The organism is Streptomyces sp. NPDC024687, assembly GCF_055559055.1.
Map to the genome: position 1 here is coordinate 53,653 of NZ_JBVHLJ010000011.1, position 18,584 is coordinate 72,236.

An 18,584-nucleotide genomic window follows, 5' to 3' on the forward strand; every position below is an offset into this window, starting at 1 on the left:
AAGTCGTCGGTGGTCCGCCCGCTGCGGGCACCGAAGTCCGGGCAGGGGCGGTTCCTCCTGCCTGCCCGGATGCCGTACGACACCGTCGGCAGCGAAGCCGCGGTGGGTTCGTCGGCGCTCAGCGCCGGGTGAGCCCCCTGGGCACGGCCTTCGCCGGACCAGGGGGCCGTGGGTCACCGTGCGGCGTAGCCGAAGTCCGTTCCGACGGCGGGAAGGCCGCCGGCGCCGGGCTGGTACGTGGTCACCGCGGCGACGGCGCCGCCGGCGGTCACGTTGGACAGCGGCAGGGCGTACAGGGTGCCGTACGTGGACGGCCCGTAGGGCAGACCGACGTACAGGCGGGTGCCGGTGTAGTGGAGGCTGCTGCCGAGCTTCTGGTTCGCGCCCGGGGCGGTGGGGATGCCGTCCCCGTCGCCCGCCTCCAGCCAGCGGTCGTTGGCGCCGGGAGCGCCCAGCAGCGAGAAGGTCTCCACGGCGCCCGCGCTCGCGGTGGTGCCGATGGCCTCGTCCGGGATGCCGACGGCGAGCTTCATCGTCGCCGTGGTGCTCACCGCGCGCGGCGACGTGTTGATCGCGGCGAGAGTCTGGCCGAAGTGGTCGCCGGCCTCCGCGGTGCCGGAGACGTCGTCGTCGCCGGTGCCCGAGTCGTAGCCCTGGAGCTGGGTGTAGGTGCCGGCCGCGGTGATCCGGAAGGTCAGCACCAGGCCGGCCTCCGCCTTGTCCACGCCGTCGACGTCGAGCCCCTCGCCGGGGGCGCCGACCGCGAGGATCGACTCCGTGGCGGGTGCGGCACTCGAGGAGCGGTACGGGACCAGGGCCAGGGACTGCCCGAAGAGATCACCGGCCTCGGCGCCACCGGAGACCGTGTCGAGGTCCTGGTCCAGGCCGAACCTCGGGGTGGGGCGGCTCTCGGAGTTCAGGGTGTGGGAGAAGACGGCCAGGTTTCCGGCGTTCGCGTCCGAGCCGATGGCATCACCGGGTGCGCCGATCGCGATGTAGTTGGCGTCGGCGGCGACGCTCGTACCGAAGCCGTCGTTCGCCTCCGCCGCGCCGGAGACCCCGGTGGCCTCCTGGTTGATCGCGATGTTGGTGGTGCCGTGCAGGTAGATCGCGCTGCCGGCCTTGGCGATGGAGCCGAGGGCCTCGCCGGGCACGCCCATCAGGACGAACGGTTCTCCGGACGCGGTGGTGCCGGCGGCCAGGGCATGGCCCAGGCGGTCGCCGGTCTCACTGACGGAGCCCGCCAACGAGCCGGTGCCCGCGCCCTGTTCGAGGTGGGTGTCCTTGGCGGCGCCGGTGCCGAGGCCGCCGGTCGCGCCGTGCAGGATGTCGACCATGCCGGCGTCGGCCACGGTGCCGATGTCCTCGGCCGGGGTGCCCACGACCAGGTCGGTGCAACCGTCCTCGTCGTAGTCGACGGTGGCGATGGCCTGGCCGAATCCGTCACCGGACTCGGCGGAGCCGGAGACCCAGTCGAGGTCCTGGCTGATCTCGGCGGTGCCCTTGCCGCCGCCGTAGACGATCCGCACCAGGCCGGCCTTGGCGGCGCCGCCGACAGTGACCTGGGGGTCGGATATCGCGATGTCCTCGACGCCGTCGCAGTTGAAGTCGGTGGCGCGGACGGCGCCGGTGGTGGAGCTCACCCAGGAAGCGAGGTCGTCCACGCGGGCGGCGATCCCGCCGGTGCTGGTCACGGTCGAGTCGATGCCGTAACAGCCGCCCTGGTACGACTGGCTGGCGAGCGCGGCCAGTTGGGCGGTGCCGCCGCTGACGCGGACGACGGGTCCGCCGGTGTCACCCATGCAGGCTGCCACGCCGTCCTTGCCCGTGACGGTGACGGTGGTGGCGGCGGACGAGTTCACCGAGAAGGCACCGGTGTGGAGCTTCAGCGGTGCCCATTCGCTCGCGGTGCGGCCGTAGCCGGCGAGGGTGAGGGTCTCGCCGGCGGTGGGCGCGGCGGTGGCCAGGGCCAGCGGGGCGACGTTCGTGACTGGGCGGTTCAGGCGGGCCAGGACGACGTCGCGGTCGGTGCGCGGGACCAGTTGAACGATCTGGCGGGCGGCACCGGCCGTACCGGTCAGGTCGGAGCGGCCGATGACCGCGGTGGTCCTGGTGGCCGGCTTGCCGGAGGGCACACTCAGGCTGGTGGCCGGGTCGGCAGCGAAGCAACTGGCCGCGGTCAGCAGCCACTCGGCGTCCACGAGGACCCCGGAGCAGCCGCGGTCGTGGTCGCCCACGGTGATCTGGGCGGTGTACGCGTAGGTGGTGTCGGCGGCGGCGACCTCGGGGCCGGTCACGGCGGCGGCGGGCACGCCGGCCAGCACCACGGCTCCCGCGCACAGGGCCGCGGCCGGCACGAGGCGGCGAAGGGGGCTGTTCCGTCGGGTCACTTGGTGCTCCTGATCTCCAGGAGCGTGAACTCACGGCCCTGTTCGTCCGTGCCCTCGCCCACCGGGGTCCAGGCGTTCTTGGCGATGTCGTACGACTGCTCCTCGGTGCCGACCGTCATGTCGACCTCGGTCGTGTAGTCGTTGCCGCGGATCAGGTAGACCGACGGCAACTCCAGGGTCAGCCAGCCCGAGTTGCCCTTGACGTCGAAACACACCTTGCTCTTGTCGCGCGCCTGGACCTCCAACTGGCCGGTGCCGCTCACGCAGTCGGCGAGTGTGATGTGGCCGTCGCCGCGCTTGAGCAGGATGTTCTTCTCGGCCAGGATCTTGTCCGCCTGTGGGTAGCCGAAGTCCTCGACCGCGTACCCGGGAGCGCTGTCCGCGACGGTCGTGGCAGTACCGGCCTCGGCGTGGGATCGCTCGGGCAGCCCGGCCGCCAGGCCGGTCCATGCCAGGGCGCCGACGGTTGCCGCGCCCACGGCGCGGGCCAGAAATCTTCCGCGCCGTGTCTGCGCCGCAAAGGGGCGCGGCTTCACCGCAAATGAGGTGCGCGACTTCATCACTTTCCTCAACTCGTTGCTTATTAAGAGAAGTTTGTAACGTGGTTCAAGGCAGGCGTGAAGAAATCGCTTTTCCCCCGCACAAAGAGCTCCCCCCGGCTCGGGCGTCGCTTTGCCCCCCACATGCCACCTCGCTTCTCCCGGGTTGTCCACTCCGCCAACGGCCATAAAACGGACGACAGTTGACGGCCCTTAGTGACCCTTGCCACACTCCCGGAAGGGTTGTACCGACTCCTATAAAGAAACGATAACGAAGCCGGGACACCTTTCACGTGAGATGGATTCAATTCACGACGCCAAACTGATTGCTCGGTACACCTGCATTGGTATGGTCACGTCATTACGCAGGCAACGCATACGCCTCACCGTTGCCACACATGACTGCCCGGCCATGCGGGGGAAGCCGCCCTGTCAGTGATCGCCGATCTGCTTCGCCGGCAGAAACCACGAGGACAACTTTCTGTGCAGGCGATTTTCTGGAGGCGTGGATCCCCGTGGCCCGCGCTGCCGAGACTGTGACGCCCGATCCGCTCACCCTGCCGAACACCGACCGGGCCAAGGTGGTCACGGCCTGGATGACCGGTGGCAGGGCCACCAAGGCGGCAGCGGCCGACGCGCTGTTCTGCACCGATGCCGACATTCAGGCCTTCCTCAGCCAAACCCTGCCGCCGGTGACGACGGAGGACAACCGCGTCGCGATCGCCGGCTGCCTCGTCCGCTCCGGAAAGGGCCTGCGCCGTGAAGCCGCCGCCGCTCTCGACAACGGCGACAGCGCCATCGCGGCCTTCCTCGAGGACGGTTACGAGTCGGCGCTCCTGGAAGACCTCCGGGTGGCGACCGCCATCCTGTCGGCCACCGGCGGAAAGGCGGTCCAGCGCGAGGCGTCCGCCGCCCTGGACACCGGCACGCGCTCGGCACTGGAAGCATTCCTGACGGGGGATCAGTACACCGCCCGCCTGGAGGACTCGAGACTCCAGGTCTCGGCCATGCTGGTCAACGCCGGGCCGGAGGTGCAGAAGTGCGCCAACCGCGCCCTGAACGGCTCCGCCGCGGACATCCAGTGGTTCCTCGACACCGGCCAGCACATCGCCCGCGCGCGACCAGGAGTCGGCGACCATCGAGGAACTCGTCGCGGTCGGCGCCCGGGAGGGCAAGCGCGCCCAGGCCGAGACCGACCTGGCCGTCGAGGCGTCCGAGCGGGGCCCAGGCCGCCGCGGCCGAGGCGAAGAAGGCGGCGGAGAAGGCCGCGCCGAGGCCGAGGCCGCCAAGGAGGACGTACAGCAGTCCGCGGCCGCGGCCCGCAAGGCGGCCAGTGCGGCCTCGGGCGCCGCGAACGCCGCCCGGATCGCCATCAACGCCTCCAACGCGGCCGTGAACGCCTCCCGTCGCGCCTCCTGGGCGGCCACCGCCGCCTCCCAGGCCGCGTCCGCCGCCGGCGGCGCCGCATCCCGGGCCTACAACGCGGCTATCGCGGCCTCCAAGGACGCGAGCAGAACCCAGGCCGCCAAGGACGCGGCGATCGCCGCCCGCAACTCCGCCGCGAAGGCGCGTTCCGCGGCCAAGGCCGCCGACTACACGCGGGCCGCCTGCGCGCAGTCCTTCAGCGCCAGTTCCTCCGCCGCCTCCGCGGCTGCGGCTGCCGCCTCCGCTCAGGCAGCGGCCGCGTCCGGCGCCGCCCAGTCCCAGGCCGCCGAGGCCAAGCGCCAGGCCGCCATCGCCTCCGCGGCCGCCAACCGCGCCACGAACGCCCGCCTCCACCGCGCAGGCCCTGGCCAACACGGCCGCGAAGGCGGCGAGCACCGCACGGGACGCCGCCAACTCCGCCGCCGCCCACGCCGAGAAGGCGGCCGACGCCGTCGACGAGGCCGTGGCGAACGCGGGCAAGGCCATCGACTTCGCGAACAAGTCCACCACCCACGCCGGCGAGGCAGTCAAGGCCGCCGACACCGCCGCCCAGGCCGTCACGGACGCCATCGCCGTCGCCAAGGCGGGCCCGCGAGGCCGCCCGCGAGGCGGCCGAGAAGGCGCAGCAGGACCGAAACAACGGCCACAACCCGGCCGACAGCGACACCAACGACGACGTCAACCAGAACGGCAGCGGCGGCGACAACGACGCGTGGTGTTCGGACACGGGCTGGTGGGCCGATGCCTTCAGCTACGTCAGCGTCGGCGCGGGACTCATCTCCGCCGGCCTGGGGGTCGCCAGCCTCGGTCTTCCCCCCGTTCGCCGTGGTCGGGGTGCCGGCCGCAGCGATCTTCGGCGGCATAGCGATGGGCGCCGGCGCGTTGAGCACCCTGTTCACCGGCATGGAACACGGCTCACCAGCCACTCCGGTCGCCAAGAGGGTGGCGCCCGTCGTGAAGGAGGTCGCCGAGGAAGGAAAGGAGCTCGTCTCCTCGATCACCAGCGGCCTCTCTTCGATGTTCTGACCGCTGCCCCGCTGGTCGTCGAGGTCTGCCCGGGCCCGTACGGCAGTTGCCAACTTCGTTTGACGTTGCAACTTCTGACGGGCAGTCGGGTGGCATTCACCGATCCTTCACAATCTCCAGCACAACCCTCGCGAGGTGTGGCACAGATCACGAAGCATCAGCGAAGAATGTCGCTTTGTGCCTGCTTCTAAGCGCTCGACCTGGGTGCCACTTCATGTTGATATGGCGACGCGGATGACGATTACCGAGACGGGGGCCTCTCGCTTCGAGAGGTACGGGGACTGCTCCCCACAGGAGTTGGGGGCATACCCGGCGGGCGATGTCGATATCGCATTCCTGCGCACCCCAATTTCACGCCCGGTGACGAACATCCGGCCGTCGCCGACGAACTTGGGGGATGCAATGAAGCAATACAGCAGAATGTCCGTTAAGCCGCGGCGCAGGCGGCTTGCGCTGCGTGCACTGGGCGCGGCCGGGGTCGGCGCTCTGGCCTGGATCGCGGCGGCCTCGGGCATTCCCGGCGGGGCGTCGCAGGGGGCGAGCCCTACCGCACTGGTTGCGGGGGAGTCCCCCGGTTACGCGGTGGAGGACTTCAACTACCCGCTGGCGGACAAGATCCTGGCCGAGAAGAAGATCGTCCTCAAGCGCGGTGACGGGCACATCACCCTGGCCGACTGTGCGGGCGGGACCGGTCTTCTGGAGGTCATGGCCCGCGACAAGGCGGACAAGATCTGCTTCAAGGTGGTCGGCGACTCCGGCTGGCTGACCCTGGAGATTCCCGCGGTGTACGCGATCAAGGGCAACGACTACACGACCGCGGTCGACATGACCGTAGGTACGGAGGAGAAGTCGTACGACATCGCCAAGAACTCCTGGACGCCGGTAGGTGAAGCGGCGGACCCCGAGGGCCGCGACCACATGCTCGTCGAGATCAGGTCCTCCAAGTAGCCCCAGGCCGACACCCGCCATGCTCACCGCTGCGCGGTCCGGTGCCCCACAGGACGCGCGGCCCTCGTGACTAGGAACCCACGTTCATGCACCTCTCCAGACGCCCCCGTCTCGCCGCGTTGGCCGCTGCGCTGATCGCGGCACCTGTCGCGCTGAGCGCCGCCGACGCCACCGCGCTCACCGGAGCGGACGCCCCGGCGCAGTTGAACTACGTCGCGAAGATCAACGTCGGTGAGCAGAGTGCCTGCACCGGCACCCTCGTCGACCCGCAGTGGGTCCTGACCGCGGCCACCTGCTTCGCCGCGGACGGCAAGCCCCCCGCGGGCAGGCCCGCCGTCACCACCACCGTCACCGTCGGCCGCACCGACCTGACGCAGACCACCGGCAGCGTCCTGCCGGCCATCCGGCTCGTCCCCCATGCCGACCGGGATCTGGTGCTCGTCAAACTCGCCGCCAGGATCACCGATCCGAGCATCACGCCGGTCCGGCTGGCCACTACGCCCGCCGCCGCGGGTGAGGAGCTGGTGAAAGCCGGATTCGGACGCACCAGGACCGAATGGGTACCCGACAAGCTCCACACCGGTACGTTCACCGTCGCCTCCACCGCGGACACGACAGTGGACCTCAACGGCTCCGACACCGCGACCGTCTGCAAGGGCGACGCCGGCGGCCCCGCCCTGCGCACCGTCAACGGCGCCACGGAACTCGTCGCCGTCAACTCCCGTTCCTGGCAGGGCGGATGTCTCGGAAACGATCCCGCCGAGACTCGTACCGGTGCCGTCGACACCCGGGTCGACGACATCAGTGACTGGGTCAAGTACGCGATCTCCCGCAACCCGGACGACCTCACGGGTGACGGCAAGGCCGACCTCGCGGCCATCAAGGACGACGGCGTTCTGTGGATCTACCCCGGCACCGGAAAGGCGAGCGGCAGCACCTTCGGCACCCGGTTCCAGGCCGGCACCAGCTGGCAGAGCCAGAACGCCGTCACGGTCGGAGACGTCAACAACGACGGCTTCGGTGACCTGCTGTCCCGTCAGGCGTCGGACGGCACGCTTTGGGTCTACCCCGGCACCGGAAAACCCGGCATGGAAGCCTTCGCCACCCGCTACCAGGTCGGCAGGAGCTGGCAGACCCAGGACGTCACCCGCACCGGGGACTTCAACACCGACGGGCTCAGCGACGTACTGACCCGTCAGGCGTCGGACGGCACATTGTGGGTCTACCCCGGCACCGGAAAGCCCGGCATGGAAACCCTCGGCACCCGCTACCAGGTCGGCACCGGCTGGAAGAGCCAGGACATCATCACCACCGGCGACCTCAACAACGACGGGCGCCCCGACGTGCTCTCCCGTCAGGCGTCGGACGGCACGCTGTGGGTCTACCCCGGCACCGGAAAGGCGAGCGGCGGTGCCTTCGGTACCCGCTACCAGGTCGGCAGGAGCTGGCAGACCCAGGACGCCCTCCGCACCGGGGACTACAACGGTGACGGGCGCACCGACGTGCTCTCCCGCCAGGCGTCCGACGACACGCTGTGGGTCTACCCCGGCACCGGAAAGCCCGGCATGGAAACCCTCGGCACCCGCTACCAGGCCGGCACCGGCTGGGGGCCCTACCGCATCATCTGAGCGGCCGGGATGATCTCGATCCCGCCGCCACGGCGCCGAGATACGCGGCGAAGGCCGCGGTAGTCCGGGACGGTTCTCCGAGTGGTCTCCACTCGGAGAACCGTCCCGGCGTGCCGGTCTGCGGTCACGACGGCCTCGATCAGTCCGGGGAACCGACGGTCCAGGTCCTTGTTGCGGAGGCGCATCCAGAGCCTGTTCCCGGCGTCGCGCTGATGGACCAGGCCCCCTCACGGAGCACATGCCAGTGATGAGACGGCTCGAGTTGAAGGATCGGCCAGACCGTCCGCACCCGTGGGGCGACAACTCGGTTTCTGCACAGACTCCTGCTCCCCGAGCCCTCGCCCGTTCATCACCCTCTGCCCCCGGCCGGTTGCCCCGTCCGACACGCCGGTTGACCACCGCCCGAGAAACCCCAGCTCACACCGGGTTTCCCGGCCGACCCCCAAGCGGGCAACGGGAAACCCGTCGACCCCGGAAGTCCCTCGGGACAGGCTGATCCCGTCAGCACGAAGACGGCCTGCGGCGACGCAGGAGACCCACCAGGGGGAAACATGCGCAAGATGTTCAGTGCCGTCGCGGCGTTCGCGACCGCGGCCACCGCGGTGGTGGCGATGGGCGGGGCGGCCCAGGCCGCGCCGGCGGGCAACAGCACGGTGTACGGATGCCTCTCCGGCAACGTGTGCATCTGGCCCGAAAACGTCTGGCCGCAGGAAAACCCGCACCCGACCAACCAGTTTGCCAGCTACGGCGCCCACAACCTGAGCAACCAGTTCGGGTACCACTGGGTCCTCAACAACCAGTACGGCGGCGCCACCGCGGACCTGTGCAACAACTACGGCGGCAGCAACTGCGTCGAGCACCTCGCGCAGGACGAGTGGACCTACACGAACCTCACCCCCATCAACTCCATCAAGCTCAACCGGCCGTAGCGCGCCATTCGCCACGGGCAAGCGACCGTCGGGACCGGCCCCACACCGGTCCCGGCGGTCCCGTTCTCGCCACGCCGGGTGAAAGCTTCGCTCCCCGTCCGACCCCCGCAGTAGCCTGGACATCCGCCGTCTCACGATCCGGCAGGGCAGTGCCAGGGGGACGCCTTGGGGGACCAGGAGCACAGCCGCGCGGGCGCCGACCGGACCGACCAGCCGGAAAGCGCCGCCCAGGCCACACCGTCCTTTCCCACGCAGCTGAGACGGCTGCGCCGGGAACGCGGACTGTCGCTGGCCGACCTCGCACGCCATACCCACTACAGCAAGGGCTACCTCAGCAAGATCGAGACCGGCGTCAAGCGGGCAACCACGGACGTCGCCCGCCAGTGTGACCACGTCCTGCGCGCCGAGGGCGAGTTGCTACGGCTGGTGCGGGAGGCAGCCCCGGTCCAGCGCGGCGCGGGACCGGCCGCCGACGCCGGTGCGCCCCCCTGCCCGTACCGCGGACTGGCGGCGTTCACCCCACGGGACGCGGACTGGTTCTTCGGCCGGGAGCGGGCCACGGCCACACTGGTCGAGCGGGTCTACCAACGCGTCGGCAGCGGACCGCTGTTGCTGGTCGCCCCGTCCGGCGCCGGCAAGTCCTCCCTGCTGAACGCCGGTCTCGTCCCGGCGCTGCGGCGCCCTGGCGGCTTCCCGATGCCCGGCGCCGACCGCTGGCCCGTGATCGCCTTCACGCCCGCCGCTCACCCTCTCGACGAACTACTCGAACAGGCCGGCAAGGTCCTCGGCAGCGATCTCGACCTCACCGCGACCCGGCTGGCCGAACGCCCCGAGGCGCTGCTGGACGTCGTCCGCACCCGCTCGGACGGGGGCCCGCCGGGTCCCGACGGTCGCCGCCCTCCCCCGGTGCGGCCCGTGCTGCTCGTCGACCAGTTCGAGGAACTGTTCACCCTCTGCTCGGACGAGGACGAGAGACACACCTTCGTCCGGATCCTGCACGCGCTGTCCACCGGCCCGGAACCGGCGGTCGTCGTGGTCGGCGTCCGCGCCGACTTCTCCGGACGTTGCCTCGAACTCCCGGACCTGGCACCCCTGTTCACCGAGGGACTGTTCGTCCTGCTCCCCATGTCCGTCGCGGAACTGCGGGCATCCATCACCCGCCCCGCCGAACTCGCCGGCGTCACCCTGGAACCCGGCCTGGTCCCCCTCCTTCTGCGCGACGCGGGCCTGCGCGACGAACCCGTAGACGCCGGCCGTGCCACCGCCTCCGCCGACACCCCGTCCGGGGCGCTGCCCCTCATCTCGCATGCCCTACTCGCCACCTGGCAGCAACGCGAGGACACCACCCTCACGGTGGCCGGCTACGAGCGCACCGGCGGCATCCAGGGCGCCGTCGCCCGTACCGCCGAAACCCTGTTCGCCCAGCTGTACCCGGCCGAGCAGAAGGCGATCCGCCGGATCCTGTCCCGCCTCGTCCACGTGTCCGACGACGGAAGCGCCGTGACCCGCCGCCGCACCGGCCGCGGCGCCCTCATGGAACAACTCGGTGACGCGGACGCCGCCTCGGCCGCGCTCGACGTGTTCGTGCGGGCCCGGTTGATCACCGTGGACCGGGACACCGTCGAGATCACCCACGAGGCCCTGCTGCACGCCTGGCCCCGGCTGCGCGACTGGATCCACGCGGACCGGGCCGGACTCCTCCTCCACCAGCAACTCGCCCACGCCGCCGCCGAATGGGAGCGCGAGCACCGCGACCCGTCCGCCCTCTACCGCGGCACCCGCCTCGGCACGGTCCTCTCCTGGGCCGACGAACTCGACGGCCGCAGCCGTCTCGGCCCCCGCGAAGAAGCCTTCCTGCGGGCCAGCCAGGTCGAGGAGGACAGCCGCAGTCTTCTGGCGAGGCGTCAGACACAGTTCCGACAGGCCCTGTTCGTCGTCGTCGCCGTCCTGCTCGTGCTCGCCGTGACCGCCGGCGGCCTCGCCTACCAGCAGCGCTCCGCCGCCCTCGCCCAGGAACGCGTCGCCCGCTCCCAGGCCCTCGCCGTGCAGTCCACCTCTCTGGCCGGCGGTCAGCCCGAGGCATCCATGCTGCTCGCCGAGGAGGCCTACCGCGCCGATCCCACCCCCGAGGCACGCGGGGCCCTGCTGAGCACCCAGGCCCAGGCGTTCTCCGCCCGCCTCGTCGGCCACCACGGGCCCGTCAATGCGGTCGCCTTCGCACCCGACGGCCGGCTGCTGGCGACGGCCGGCTCGTACGGCACCGTACAACTGCGCCGGACCAGCGATCACCGGACCACCGCCACCCTCACCGTTCCCGGACGGGTCCGCTCCGTCGCCTTCAGCCCCGACGGGCGCACGCTCGCGGCGACGTCCACGGACGGGCCGGTACGGATCTGGGGCACCGCCGACCACCGGCTGCGGACCCTGCTGCCCGCGGCGACGAACGGGGCCCACGCGCTCGCCTTCGACCCCCGCGGCCGTACCCTCGCCGTCGCCGCCGACGACGGATCGGTCCAACTGTGGGACACCGGCGGCGGCCACCCCTTCGAGGTGCGGCTCCTCGGCCACACCGGCCGCGTCAACTCACTCGCCTACGCACCCGACGGGCGGACCCTGGCCTCGGGCGGCTCCGACCGGACCGTACGGCTGTGGGGCACCGACCGGGCCCGCCAACTGGCCGTGCTCAAGGGACACACCGACGAAGTACTCGGAGTGGCATTCGCCCCCGACGGGCGGAGCGTGGCCTCCGGGGGCGTCGACCGGACCGTACGGCTGTGGGATGTGGCCACGCGCCGGGCCACGGCGACGCTCACCGGCCACAGCGACGACATCAACGCGGTCGCCTACACACCCGACGGCACCACGGTGGTGAGCGCGGGCGGCGACGGCACGACCAGGCTGTGGGACGTGCGCACCGGCCGACCGGCCGCGATCCTCATCGGCCACACCGACTACGTGATGTCCGTCGCCGTGAACCCGGCCGGGACGACGCTGGCCACCGGAGGGTTCGACCAGTCCGTGGTGCTGTGGGACCTGCACGGCCCGGTGCTGACGGCGCGGCCGTTCACCGAGGTCTCGCAGGCCGCGTACAGCCCCGACGGGAAACTCCTGGCCACCGCCGACGCGGACCACACCGTACGTCTGTGGGACGTGGCCCGGCACCGGCTCCTGGCGACCTTCAGGGGCCACCGGGAGAGCGTGTTCTCGGTGGCGTTCGCACCGGACGGCCGCACGCTCGCGTCGGCGGGCTCGGACGGCACGGTCCGGCTGTGGGACATCCCCTCGCACCGCGCCCTTGTGACGCTCACCGGCCACACCGGGGACGTGTTCTCGGTGGCCTTCTCGCCGGACGGCCGCACCCTCGCCTCCGCGGGCTCCGACCGTACGGTCCGGCTGTGGGACATCGCGACCCACCGTCAGCTCGCCGTGCTGGCCGGCCACACCGACTACGCCAACGATGTCGCGTTCAGCCCGGACGGGCGCACCCTGGCCAGCGCGGGCGACGACCTGACCGTACGGCTGTGGGACACCGCCGGTCAGCGCCTGCTCGCCACCCTCACCGGGCACACCGGTGCCGTGCGGGGCGTGGCCTTCAGTCCCGACGGGCGCACGCTCGCGAGCAGCGGCAACGACGGCACGGTCCGCCTGTGGGACGTCCGCCACCGCCGTCCCTTGGCCTCCCTGACGGGGCACACCGGATCGGTGCGCGGCATCGCGTTCTCGCCGGACGGCCGACTGCTCGCCAGCAGCGGCAGCGACCGCACCGTGCGGCTCTGGGACGTGCCCGGACGACGTCCCTGGGCCACGCTCACCGGGCACACGAACGCGGTGTGGGGCGTCACGTTCGCCCCGGACGGGCGGACCGTGGCCAGCAGCAGCAACGACGGGACCGTACGCCTGTGGAACCTGGACCTCGGCGCCCGGCTCACCCGGATCTGCCGGCTGCACAGGACAATCGGTCCGCGGGAGCGCAAGGCGCTGATACCGGGCCTGCCCGTGTCCCTCACCTCCGCGTGTACGCGCCCCTGAAGGTGCGCGGCTGCCGCTTGGCAGGTGGGCGTCCGCGGCCTGCAGGGCAGCACTGACCTTCGGCCGGCCAGATGGATGCTTCATACGCTCTGGCATCAACCTGTGCCAGGACGTTCTCGCCGTGGATCATCGAGGTTGACCGTGCGGCGGGAGGTGTTGGTGACATCCACCCACTCCTTGTTCAGCGAACGCCGCGAACGGTCGTTCCAGCCGGGCGAGTCGTACTGGACCGCGCTGATCTCCACCTTCGCCTGGTCGGGCCGGGCGTGATCGGCCGCCGCGAGAGCGGCGGCGGACGGACGACGGGCGGTCACCATGGAAGAAGACACAAAGCCACCACGCTGTACGGGCACTCGCCCGTCCCGGACCTCTGCGGGCCGGAGGGATGATGCGGGTGGCGGCCGGTCGGCCGCACACCCACACCATGGCCGTGTCGTTGTAGGCCAAAGAGCCCGACCTCTTCTTCGCCATCCCGCGGGAAGTGCCAGCTGCCCTCTCAGGGGCTGGCGCTCAGGTTCCTGCGCGCCAGGGAGGACGGGACGGTTCCACGTACGCGCCAGCCCCGACTGACGGTTCCCGCAGGCACAGCAGGTGGCGTTCGGAGACCGGCCAGACAACTTCCGCTGGAAACTGGATTCTGACGGAAATTCATCATGGCAGGTACATGGCGGGCATTGATGGCAGGGCATACCATCGCAACGCCCCGGAGGGGCGGTCGACGGCGCGTCCGGCCCCCACCGGACACCCCGTGCCGCTCCTTCGCGTACCCGGCCCCGCCGGGGCCGGATTCCCCCCACGGATGAAGGAGCAGCAATGCCCCTCGGCACTTGGCTCAAGGCAGGCACTTCCGCCACAGCGCTCGTCCTCGCCATGGCGGGCGCCGCGACCGCCGCTCCCGCACCCGCTCCCGCGGGTGAATCGACCGCCGCGCAGGCGGCAGCGGTGACCCTTCGCTACGACGACAGCCGTGCCGCAGGCTGGGAAGCCGCGATCGCGGCCGGAGTCGCCTCGTGGAACGCGAACGTGAGCAACGTCCATCTGGTGGAAGCGGCGCCCGGCACCCTGGCCGAGATCGTGATCGTCGCCACCACGGGCTGGCCGCAGGCCACGCTCGGCCCCGTTCGTCCGGGCCGTCAGGTCCGCGTCGAGCTCGGCAGCCAGGCCGTGGACCAGGGCTACAACAAGACCCGGATCGCCGCTCACGAGCTGGGGCACAGCCTCGGCCTGCCGGACACCAAGCCCGGCCCCTGCTCACAGCTGATGTCGGGGTCGAGCGCCGGCACGGCCTGCACCAACGCCACACCGAATGCCACCGAGCGCTCCCGCGTACAGTCGGCCTACGCAAGCGGAATCGCCGCGCTCGCGCCCACTGACGGCCGGACACTCATCGACGCGCCCTGACCACACGGCCATCAAGCGGGCGTGCGTCCCGGGGATTTCGACGAGATCCCCGGGACGCAGTGAACAACCCGGCCGGCGGGGATCCGGCGTCCCGGGCGCCGAACTCTCCTGACTGCCACTGCCGGCTGAGCAGCCGCAGCGGGTCGTGCACCCGGGCGGCGGGTCCAAAGGTGGCCGCCTACCGCAGCGCCGGCACCACGTTCCAGGACGACATCCCGGCCGGCTGACGTCTCACTCCTCGGCGCCGGGGCCTGATGATGCATCACCTGGCCCCGGCACCGACGCGCGCACCCTTCCTGGCGCGCCAGCTCAGAGCCTGGCCCAGCCGTTACCGGACCGTCGTCAGCAGGGCTGTCCCTCCCTGTCGGACGCCGGCCACACGTAGGGGAGGTCGTCGGATACGCCGGGGAACAGCTCGCCATACACTTCCGGGTCCTTGCGGACCAGGGCGGAGCGATGGCTTTCGTGGAAGGCCTCATCACCGTGCCAGGGCGGCAGTTCCCCGGCGGCCGCCAGCGCCGGCTGATCGCGCACCGGGGCGCCGGGGTGCAAGGCCGCCAGGCCGGCCACCAGCGAGGCGGCGCAGCTGTCCTGGTGCCCCTGCTCGCGCCAGACCCGGCAGATCTCCAGGCCGTACCGTACGAGTGCCTCCTCGTACCCCGCCCACATCCGTACGGCCGGGTGCCGACGCCAGCCGTACCCCGGCACCGTCAGGCCGCGCAGGACCTGCAAGGCCTCGACCCGCTGTTTACCCAGTCGGCGCCGGTCCAGCAGCAGGGCCGTTTGTCGGAAGTCCGGGTGCGGCAGGAAGGTCTGCATCGGGCCCGCTCACTTCCTGCGGAGCGCGGACGGCTTGTGGAACGCCGTGCTGCCGGACTTGGCGCTGCGCACCTCGTACTGCGGTTCCTCCGGTGAGGCGTCCACGGTGCGGCCTGCGGCCTCGGTGCGGCGGGTGAGCTTGCGGACGACCGTGCCTTCGGCGGTGCTGCCGTGGCTCCTCCAGGTGACCTCGTCGCCCCGGGTGAACTTCTCGCTCTCGGACTTGTTCTGCGCTTTCCTCGTCATCGCGGTTCCTCCGTTCCTCTCCGTCCAGGACGTGATCGCCTGGTGCGGTGCGCCCTGAGGTCTGACACACGGCTCGTTTCCAGACCGTCGACCAGGCGCGGCAACCGTGTGCACGGGATACAACCGGCGGGTCGGGCCCCACAGCAGCGCTCCGATGGGCCACCCCCGGCCGCAGAGTGTGCGCGAGGGTCTCGGCACCCGCCTCAGAGCCCGAGTGGCCCGCCGTGATCGCGCGCGTCGGGCCGGCCGGCGTGGACCCTGTGGGCACTACCGGTCAGGTCGACGTCGATGACGTGCTCCCGCGTGGACGGATCCGTGTCGACGAACGGGCCGCCCTCCGTCGGCGCCGGCCGCGACCCGGCAGGGCCACGGGCAGCTCGTCCAGGGCCGTCTTCTCACGGCTCAGCAACGCCACCCGTGCGCCACGGCGAACGACTTCCCGGGCCGTCGCCGCCGTCAGGCCGCGAGCGGCTACGGTCGCGGCGACTGTCCTTCCGACAGACAGGCTGCTGCTGCTGCTGCTGCTGCTGCGCAACGGATGACCTTCCCTTCCGTTCGGGTGCGCGTCCTGCACCACTACTTCGGCACGGACGTGGCTCGCGGATGCGTTCACGTCCCGCGAGGCGGCGTGCACCCATCGTGGTCGGGCGGCTGCAGATGCAGCAGCCTGACCAGCTGCTGGAAACCCAGGCCCAGGACGTCAACTGGGCGATGCTTCGGCTCACCGGAGCGAACGTCGCGTAGGCCTCCATCGTCGGCAGACTGCTCGTGGCGAGGAGGCAGTATCCGGATAGGGCCAGATAGGAGGATGCGTGGGACAACATGTCGGCGCTGACCAGCGTCGCTGTAGCGGATGGCCCCTTCGCTGCGGAAGTCTGCGATTCACGGGGCCGACGCCCAGAACGTGGTCTACCCGTGTCCGGCGCGAGCCAAATGTCCGGGCGGGACGAAAGGGACCCCTCCCGCCCGGAGGCGAGAAGCGGCTGAATCGCCTGGACTGTGAGCAAGGGCCCGCTTGGATCAGCTCAACTTCCGGCGCGGCACATGCAGTTCATGCCTTCGAGCGTCGTTCAGCCAGGAGACGTACTCAACCAGCTCATGTGGCACCCCGGAGCGTGGAAGGAAACGGAACCAGAGAACCCCCGGAGTGTCGACGGTGTCGAGTGGAGTCAACACCGCCGGCGACCGGGGGCTCTGTCACATCGCCATCACTTGCTGGACAAGTCCCCAGCCCTTAAAGGCGATCGGACCCGGTTCAGGCATTCGATGACAGGCCGAGATATGTACCGTTGAGTGCCCCGAACGAGTTCACCTGGCTGCTCTCGGCGAGGGTTGTTCCGAAGCAGACCGACCAGGAGTTCGCCCCAACCCCCGAGGACGGGCACTTCCAATCGCCCAAGTGCGTGCCCGAGGCGGTATACAGATCCATACGCGCTTCCGCGCCATAGAGGCTGGACTGGTTGTTGCGCACGATCACCGCTGCCTGGACCCCGCTTCCGTTGGACGACCTGATCGCACAGGCTTGCGCGATCACGCCGGTGGCGATCGTCTTACTGGCGGCGCAACGCCACGTGCTGGAGCTGGAAGTGATCGGGTTTGTGTTGCCGTAAGCACGCCAGGCACCGGCCGCAGCCGCTGCGGGAACGGTGACAGTGGAGCCGACCCAGGTGCGCAGGTCGTCCATACGGGTGCTGACGGCGCCGGTCTGGGTCACGGCCGGATCGGTGCCGAAGCAGCCTCCCTGCCAGGATCTGCTGCTGACGGCGACCAGCTCGGCCTTGCCGTCGGTCAGGCGCACGGCCGGGCCGCCGGTGTCGCCCATGCAGACGCTCGCGCCGTTCTCGCCGGTGGTGGCGACCGTCTCCGCGGCGACCGAGTCGACGGCGAAGGTGCCGCTGTGCAGGCGCAGCGGGGCCCATTCCGTGGCGGTGCGGCCGTAGCCGGCCACCGTCAGCTTTTCGCCGGGCGTGGCCGGGGCGGCGGCCAGACTCACGGGCGTGATGGTGGTGACGGGGCGGTTGAGCCGCGCCAGGACGGCGTCCCGTGCCGGGTGTGCGACGAGTTCCACGACGGTGCGGGTCTCGCCGCCGGAGGTCGTGAGGTCAGTGCGGCCGATGGTGGCGGTGGTCTTGAGCTTGGGCGCGCCGGTGGGTATGGCGAGGCTCGCGTCCGGGTTGTCGGCGAAACAGCTGGTGGCGGTGAGCAGCCAGTACGGGTGTACCAGGGCGGCGGAGCAGGCCTTCTGGCCGTCGCCGATGTCAAGGCGGGTGGTGAACGCGAGCGTGCCGTCGACCGCGCTGGTGCCGGAGACGGCGTTCGCGGGGGTGGCGCTCAGCGCCAGCAGCGCGGCGCCGAGCGCTGCGGCGAGGCGTGTGGTGAACGCTCTGGTGAAGGGGGTGAGGCGATGGCCTCTGAGGTGTCGCATGACCTTGGTTTCCTTGGTGGGAGACGTGTGGCTCACGCGCTCGACGGGCCCCCGCGGGGACGGAGCCGAGACGCCGGTGAGGGTGCTGCTTGGCGGATCTGAGCTCGGCGAGCCTGTGCTCGCGTCGCTCCGGGTCCGGCTCGCGCCCACCGCTGTCCACTCCAACACGTGGTATCCACGAGATGCGGTCTGTGTGTCCGGCGGGCGCGCGGGGGTTCGGAGTCGTACCGCCGGATCTCGCAGCCTGGCGTACGGTGTGCGGCCGCGAGGGAGCGGCAGCACACTCCGCGGCGCGGGCTTCCAGGTTTCCGGTGTCGTCGGTGGTGATGAGTCCAGTGGAGGCGTGGTCCCGGGTACCCGGTGTGGCGTCCCGTGAGGACTCGCAGCCCGCGCGGGACCACGTCTTCACGATGCCTGTGCGATATACGCGTGGTCAGGCGACCTTGGTCCGGTCCCAGGTCCAGGATCCGGTGCCGGAGTCCCAGGCCTTGACGGGTGCGTTGATGCCGGTGCCGGTGGAGGTGAAGGTCCACAGGGCCGAGTGACCGCGTCCGTCGGAGGTGTTGGCGTACTTGTAGAGGACGCCGACATCGGACTTGCCGTCACCGTTGAAGTCACCAGCCACCAGCGCGGAATTGTCCCAAGTCCACGAACCGTCGCCGGAATCCCACTTCCTGACCGGTGCACTGATACCGGCACCGGTCGACGTGAAAGTCCACAAGGCCGAATGGCCACGCCCGTCGGAGGTGTTGGCGTACTTGTACAGCACACCGACGTCC

The 18,584-nt window shown here is 70.8% G+C and carries 12 protein-coding genes and 3 pseudogenes; 8 read left to right on the plus strand and 7 right to left on the minus strand.

What is annotated here, in order from left to right:
* Positions 1-173: 173 nt before the first annotated feature.
* The gene (locus tag ACZ39I_RS34185; protein ID WP_467248803.1) at positions 174-2,390 is read right to left on the minus strand and encodes a trypsin-like serine protease; all 2,217 of its coding nucleotides are present in this window, start codon (positions 2,388-2,390) and stop codon (positions 174-176) included.
* Complete coding sequence (locus tag ACZ39I_RS34190; protein WP_467248804.1) at positions 2,387-2,869, minus strand: hypothetical protein; 483 nt, start codon at positions 2,867-2,869, stop codon at positions 2,387-2,389. The genes ACZ39I_RS34185 and ACZ39I_RS34190 overlap by 4 nt, the downstream gene beginning before the upstream one ends.
* Before the next feature lie 656 nt (positions 2,870-3,525).
* Here ACZ39I_RS34190 and ACZ39I_RS34195 point away from each other — a divergent pair.
* From ACZ39I_RS34195 to ACZ39I_RS34220, 6 genes and pseudogenes are all read left to right on the plus strand, one after another.
* Positions 3,526-3,984, plus strand: a pseudogene (locus ACZ39I_RS34195) (ALF repeat-containing protein); the annotation flags it as partial.
* A gap of 1,204 nt (positions 3,985-5,188) precedes the next feature.
* Positions 5,189-5,380, plus strand: coding sequence for a hypothetical protein (locus ACZ39I_RS34200; RefSeq protein ID WP_467248987.1), 192 nt, complete (start codon positions 5,189-5,191; stop codon positions 5,378-5,380).
* A 420-nt stretch (positions 5,381-5,800) separates the two neighbouring features.
* The gene (locus ACZ39I_RS34205) at positions 5,801-6,328 is read left to right on the plus strand and encodes a hypothetical protein (protein ID WP_467248805.1); all 528 of its coding nucleotides are present in this window, start codon (positions 5,801-5,803) and stop codon (positions 6,326-6,328) included.
* An 86-nt stretch (positions 6,329-6,414) separates the two neighbouring features.
* The gene (locus tag ACZ39I_RS34210) at positions 6,415-7,956 is read left to right on the plus strand and encodes an FG-GAP-like repeat-containing protein (protein ID WP_467248806.1); all 1,542 of its coding nucleotides are present in this window, start codon (positions 6,415-6,417) and stop codon (positions 7,954-7,956) included.
* A gap of 551 nt (positions 7,957-8,507) precedes the next feature.
* On the plus strand, positions 8,508-8,885 hold the full coding sequence (locus ACZ39I_RS34215) for a hypothetical protein (protein ID WP_467248807.1): 378 nt from the start codon (positions 8,508-8,510) through the stop codon (positions 8,883-8,885).
* A gap of 165 nt (positions 8,886-9,050) precedes the next feature.
* Positions 9,051-12,914: an nSTAND1 domain-containing NTPase gene (locus ACZ39I_RS34220; protein WP_467248808.1), complete on the plus strand. Its 3,864-nt coding sequence runs from the start codon at positions 9,051-9,053 to the stop codon at positions 12,912-12,914.
* A 128-nt stretch (positions 12,915-13,042) separates the two neighbouring features.
* Here ACZ39I_RS34220 and ACZ39I_RS34225 read toward each other — a convergent pair.
* Positions 13,043-13,231: pseudogene (locus ACZ39I_RS34225) on the minus strand (lamin tail domain-containing protein); the annotation flags it as partial.
* A gap of 496 nt (positions 13,232-13,727) precedes the next feature.
* Between ACZ39I_RS34225 and ACZ39I_RS34230 the strand changes: the two are divergent.
* Entirely contained in the window at positions 13,728-14,315 is a 588-nt protein-coding gene (locus ACZ39I_RS34230) for a snapalysin family zinc-dependent metalloprotease (RefSeq protein ID WP_467248809.1), read from the plus strand.
* A 342-nt stretch (positions 14,316-14,657) separates the two neighbouring features.
* Here the strand turns inward: ACZ39I_RS34230 and ACZ39I_RS34235 are convergent, their stop codons facing one another.
* Positions 14,658-15,134, minus strand: coding sequence for an MSMEG_6728 family protein (locus ACZ39I_RS34235; RefSeq protein ID WP_467248810.1), 477 nt, complete (start codon positions 15,132-15,134; stop codon positions 14,658-14,660).
* A 9-nt stretch (positions 15,135-15,143) separates the two neighbouring features.
* Complete coding sequence (locus ACZ39I_RS34240; RefSeq protein WP_467248811.1) at positions 15,144-15,380, minus strand: hypervirulence associated TUDOR domain-containing protein; 237 nt, start codon at positions 15,378-15,380, stop codon at positions 15,144-15,146.
* Between the two features lie 603 nt (positions 15,381-15,983).
* On the opposite strand from ACZ39I_RS34240, the gene ACZ39I_RS34245 reads away from it, so the two are divergent.
* Positions 15,984-16,124 carry a hypothetical protein gene (locus ACZ39I_RS34245; RefSeq protein WP_467248812.1) on the plus strand — a complete coding sequence of 47 codons (141 nt, stop codon included), beginning with the start codon at positions 15,984-15,986 and terminating at the stop codon, positions 16,122-16,124.
* A gap of 511 nt (positions 16,125-16,635) precedes the next feature.
* Here ACZ39I_RS34245 and ACZ39I_RS34250 read toward each other — a convergent pair.
* The gene (locus tag ACZ39I_RS34250; protein WP_467248813.1) at positions 16,636-17,805 is read right to left on the minus strand and encodes a S1 family peptidase; all 1,170 of its coding nucleotides are present in this window, start codon (positions 17,803-17,805) and stop codon (positions 16,636-16,638) included.
* 433 nt (positions 17,806-18,238) lie between these two features.
* A pseudogene (locus tag ACZ39I_RS34255) lies at positions 18,239-18,584 on the minus strand (transglycosylase family protein); the annotation flags it as partial.

Excerpts from the sequence above, each read along its gene's own strand:
- ACZ39I_RS34205 (WP_467248805.1), top strand. The coding sequence starts at position 5,801 with ATGTCCGTTAAGCCGCGGCGCAGGCGGCTTGCGCTGCGTGCACTGGGC.
- ACZ39I_RS34210 (WP_467248806.1), top strand. The coding sequence starts at position 6,415 with ATGCACCTCTCCAGACGCCCCCGTCTCGCCGCGTTGGCCGCTGCGCTG.
- ACZ39I_RS34215 (WP_467248807.1), top strand. The coding sequence starts at position 8,508 with ATGCGCAAGATGTTCAGTGCCGTCGCGGCGTTCGCGACCGCGGCCACC.
- ACZ39I_RS34230 (WP_467248809.1), top strand. The coding sequence starts at position 13,728 with ATGCCCCTCGGCACTTGGCTCAAGGCAGGCACTTCCGCCACAGCGCTC.
- ACZ39I_RS34235 (WP_467248810.1), bottom strand. The coding sequence starts at position 15,134 with ATGCAGACCTTCCTGCCGCACCCGGACTTCCGACAAACGGCCCTGCTG.
- ACZ39I_RS34240 (WP_467248811.1), bottom strand. The coding sequence starts at position 15,380 with ATGACGAGGAAAGCGCAGAACAAGTCCGAGAGCGAGAAGTTCACCCGG.
- ACZ39I_RS34245 (WP_467248812.1), top strand. The coding sequence starts at position 15,984 with ATGCGTTCACGTCCCGCGAGGCGGCGTGCACCCATCGTGGTCGGGCGG.
- ACZ39I_RS34250 (WP_467248813.1), bottom strand. The coding sequence starts at position 17,805 with ATGCGACACCTCAGAGGCCATCGCCTCACCCCCTTCACCAGAGCGTTC.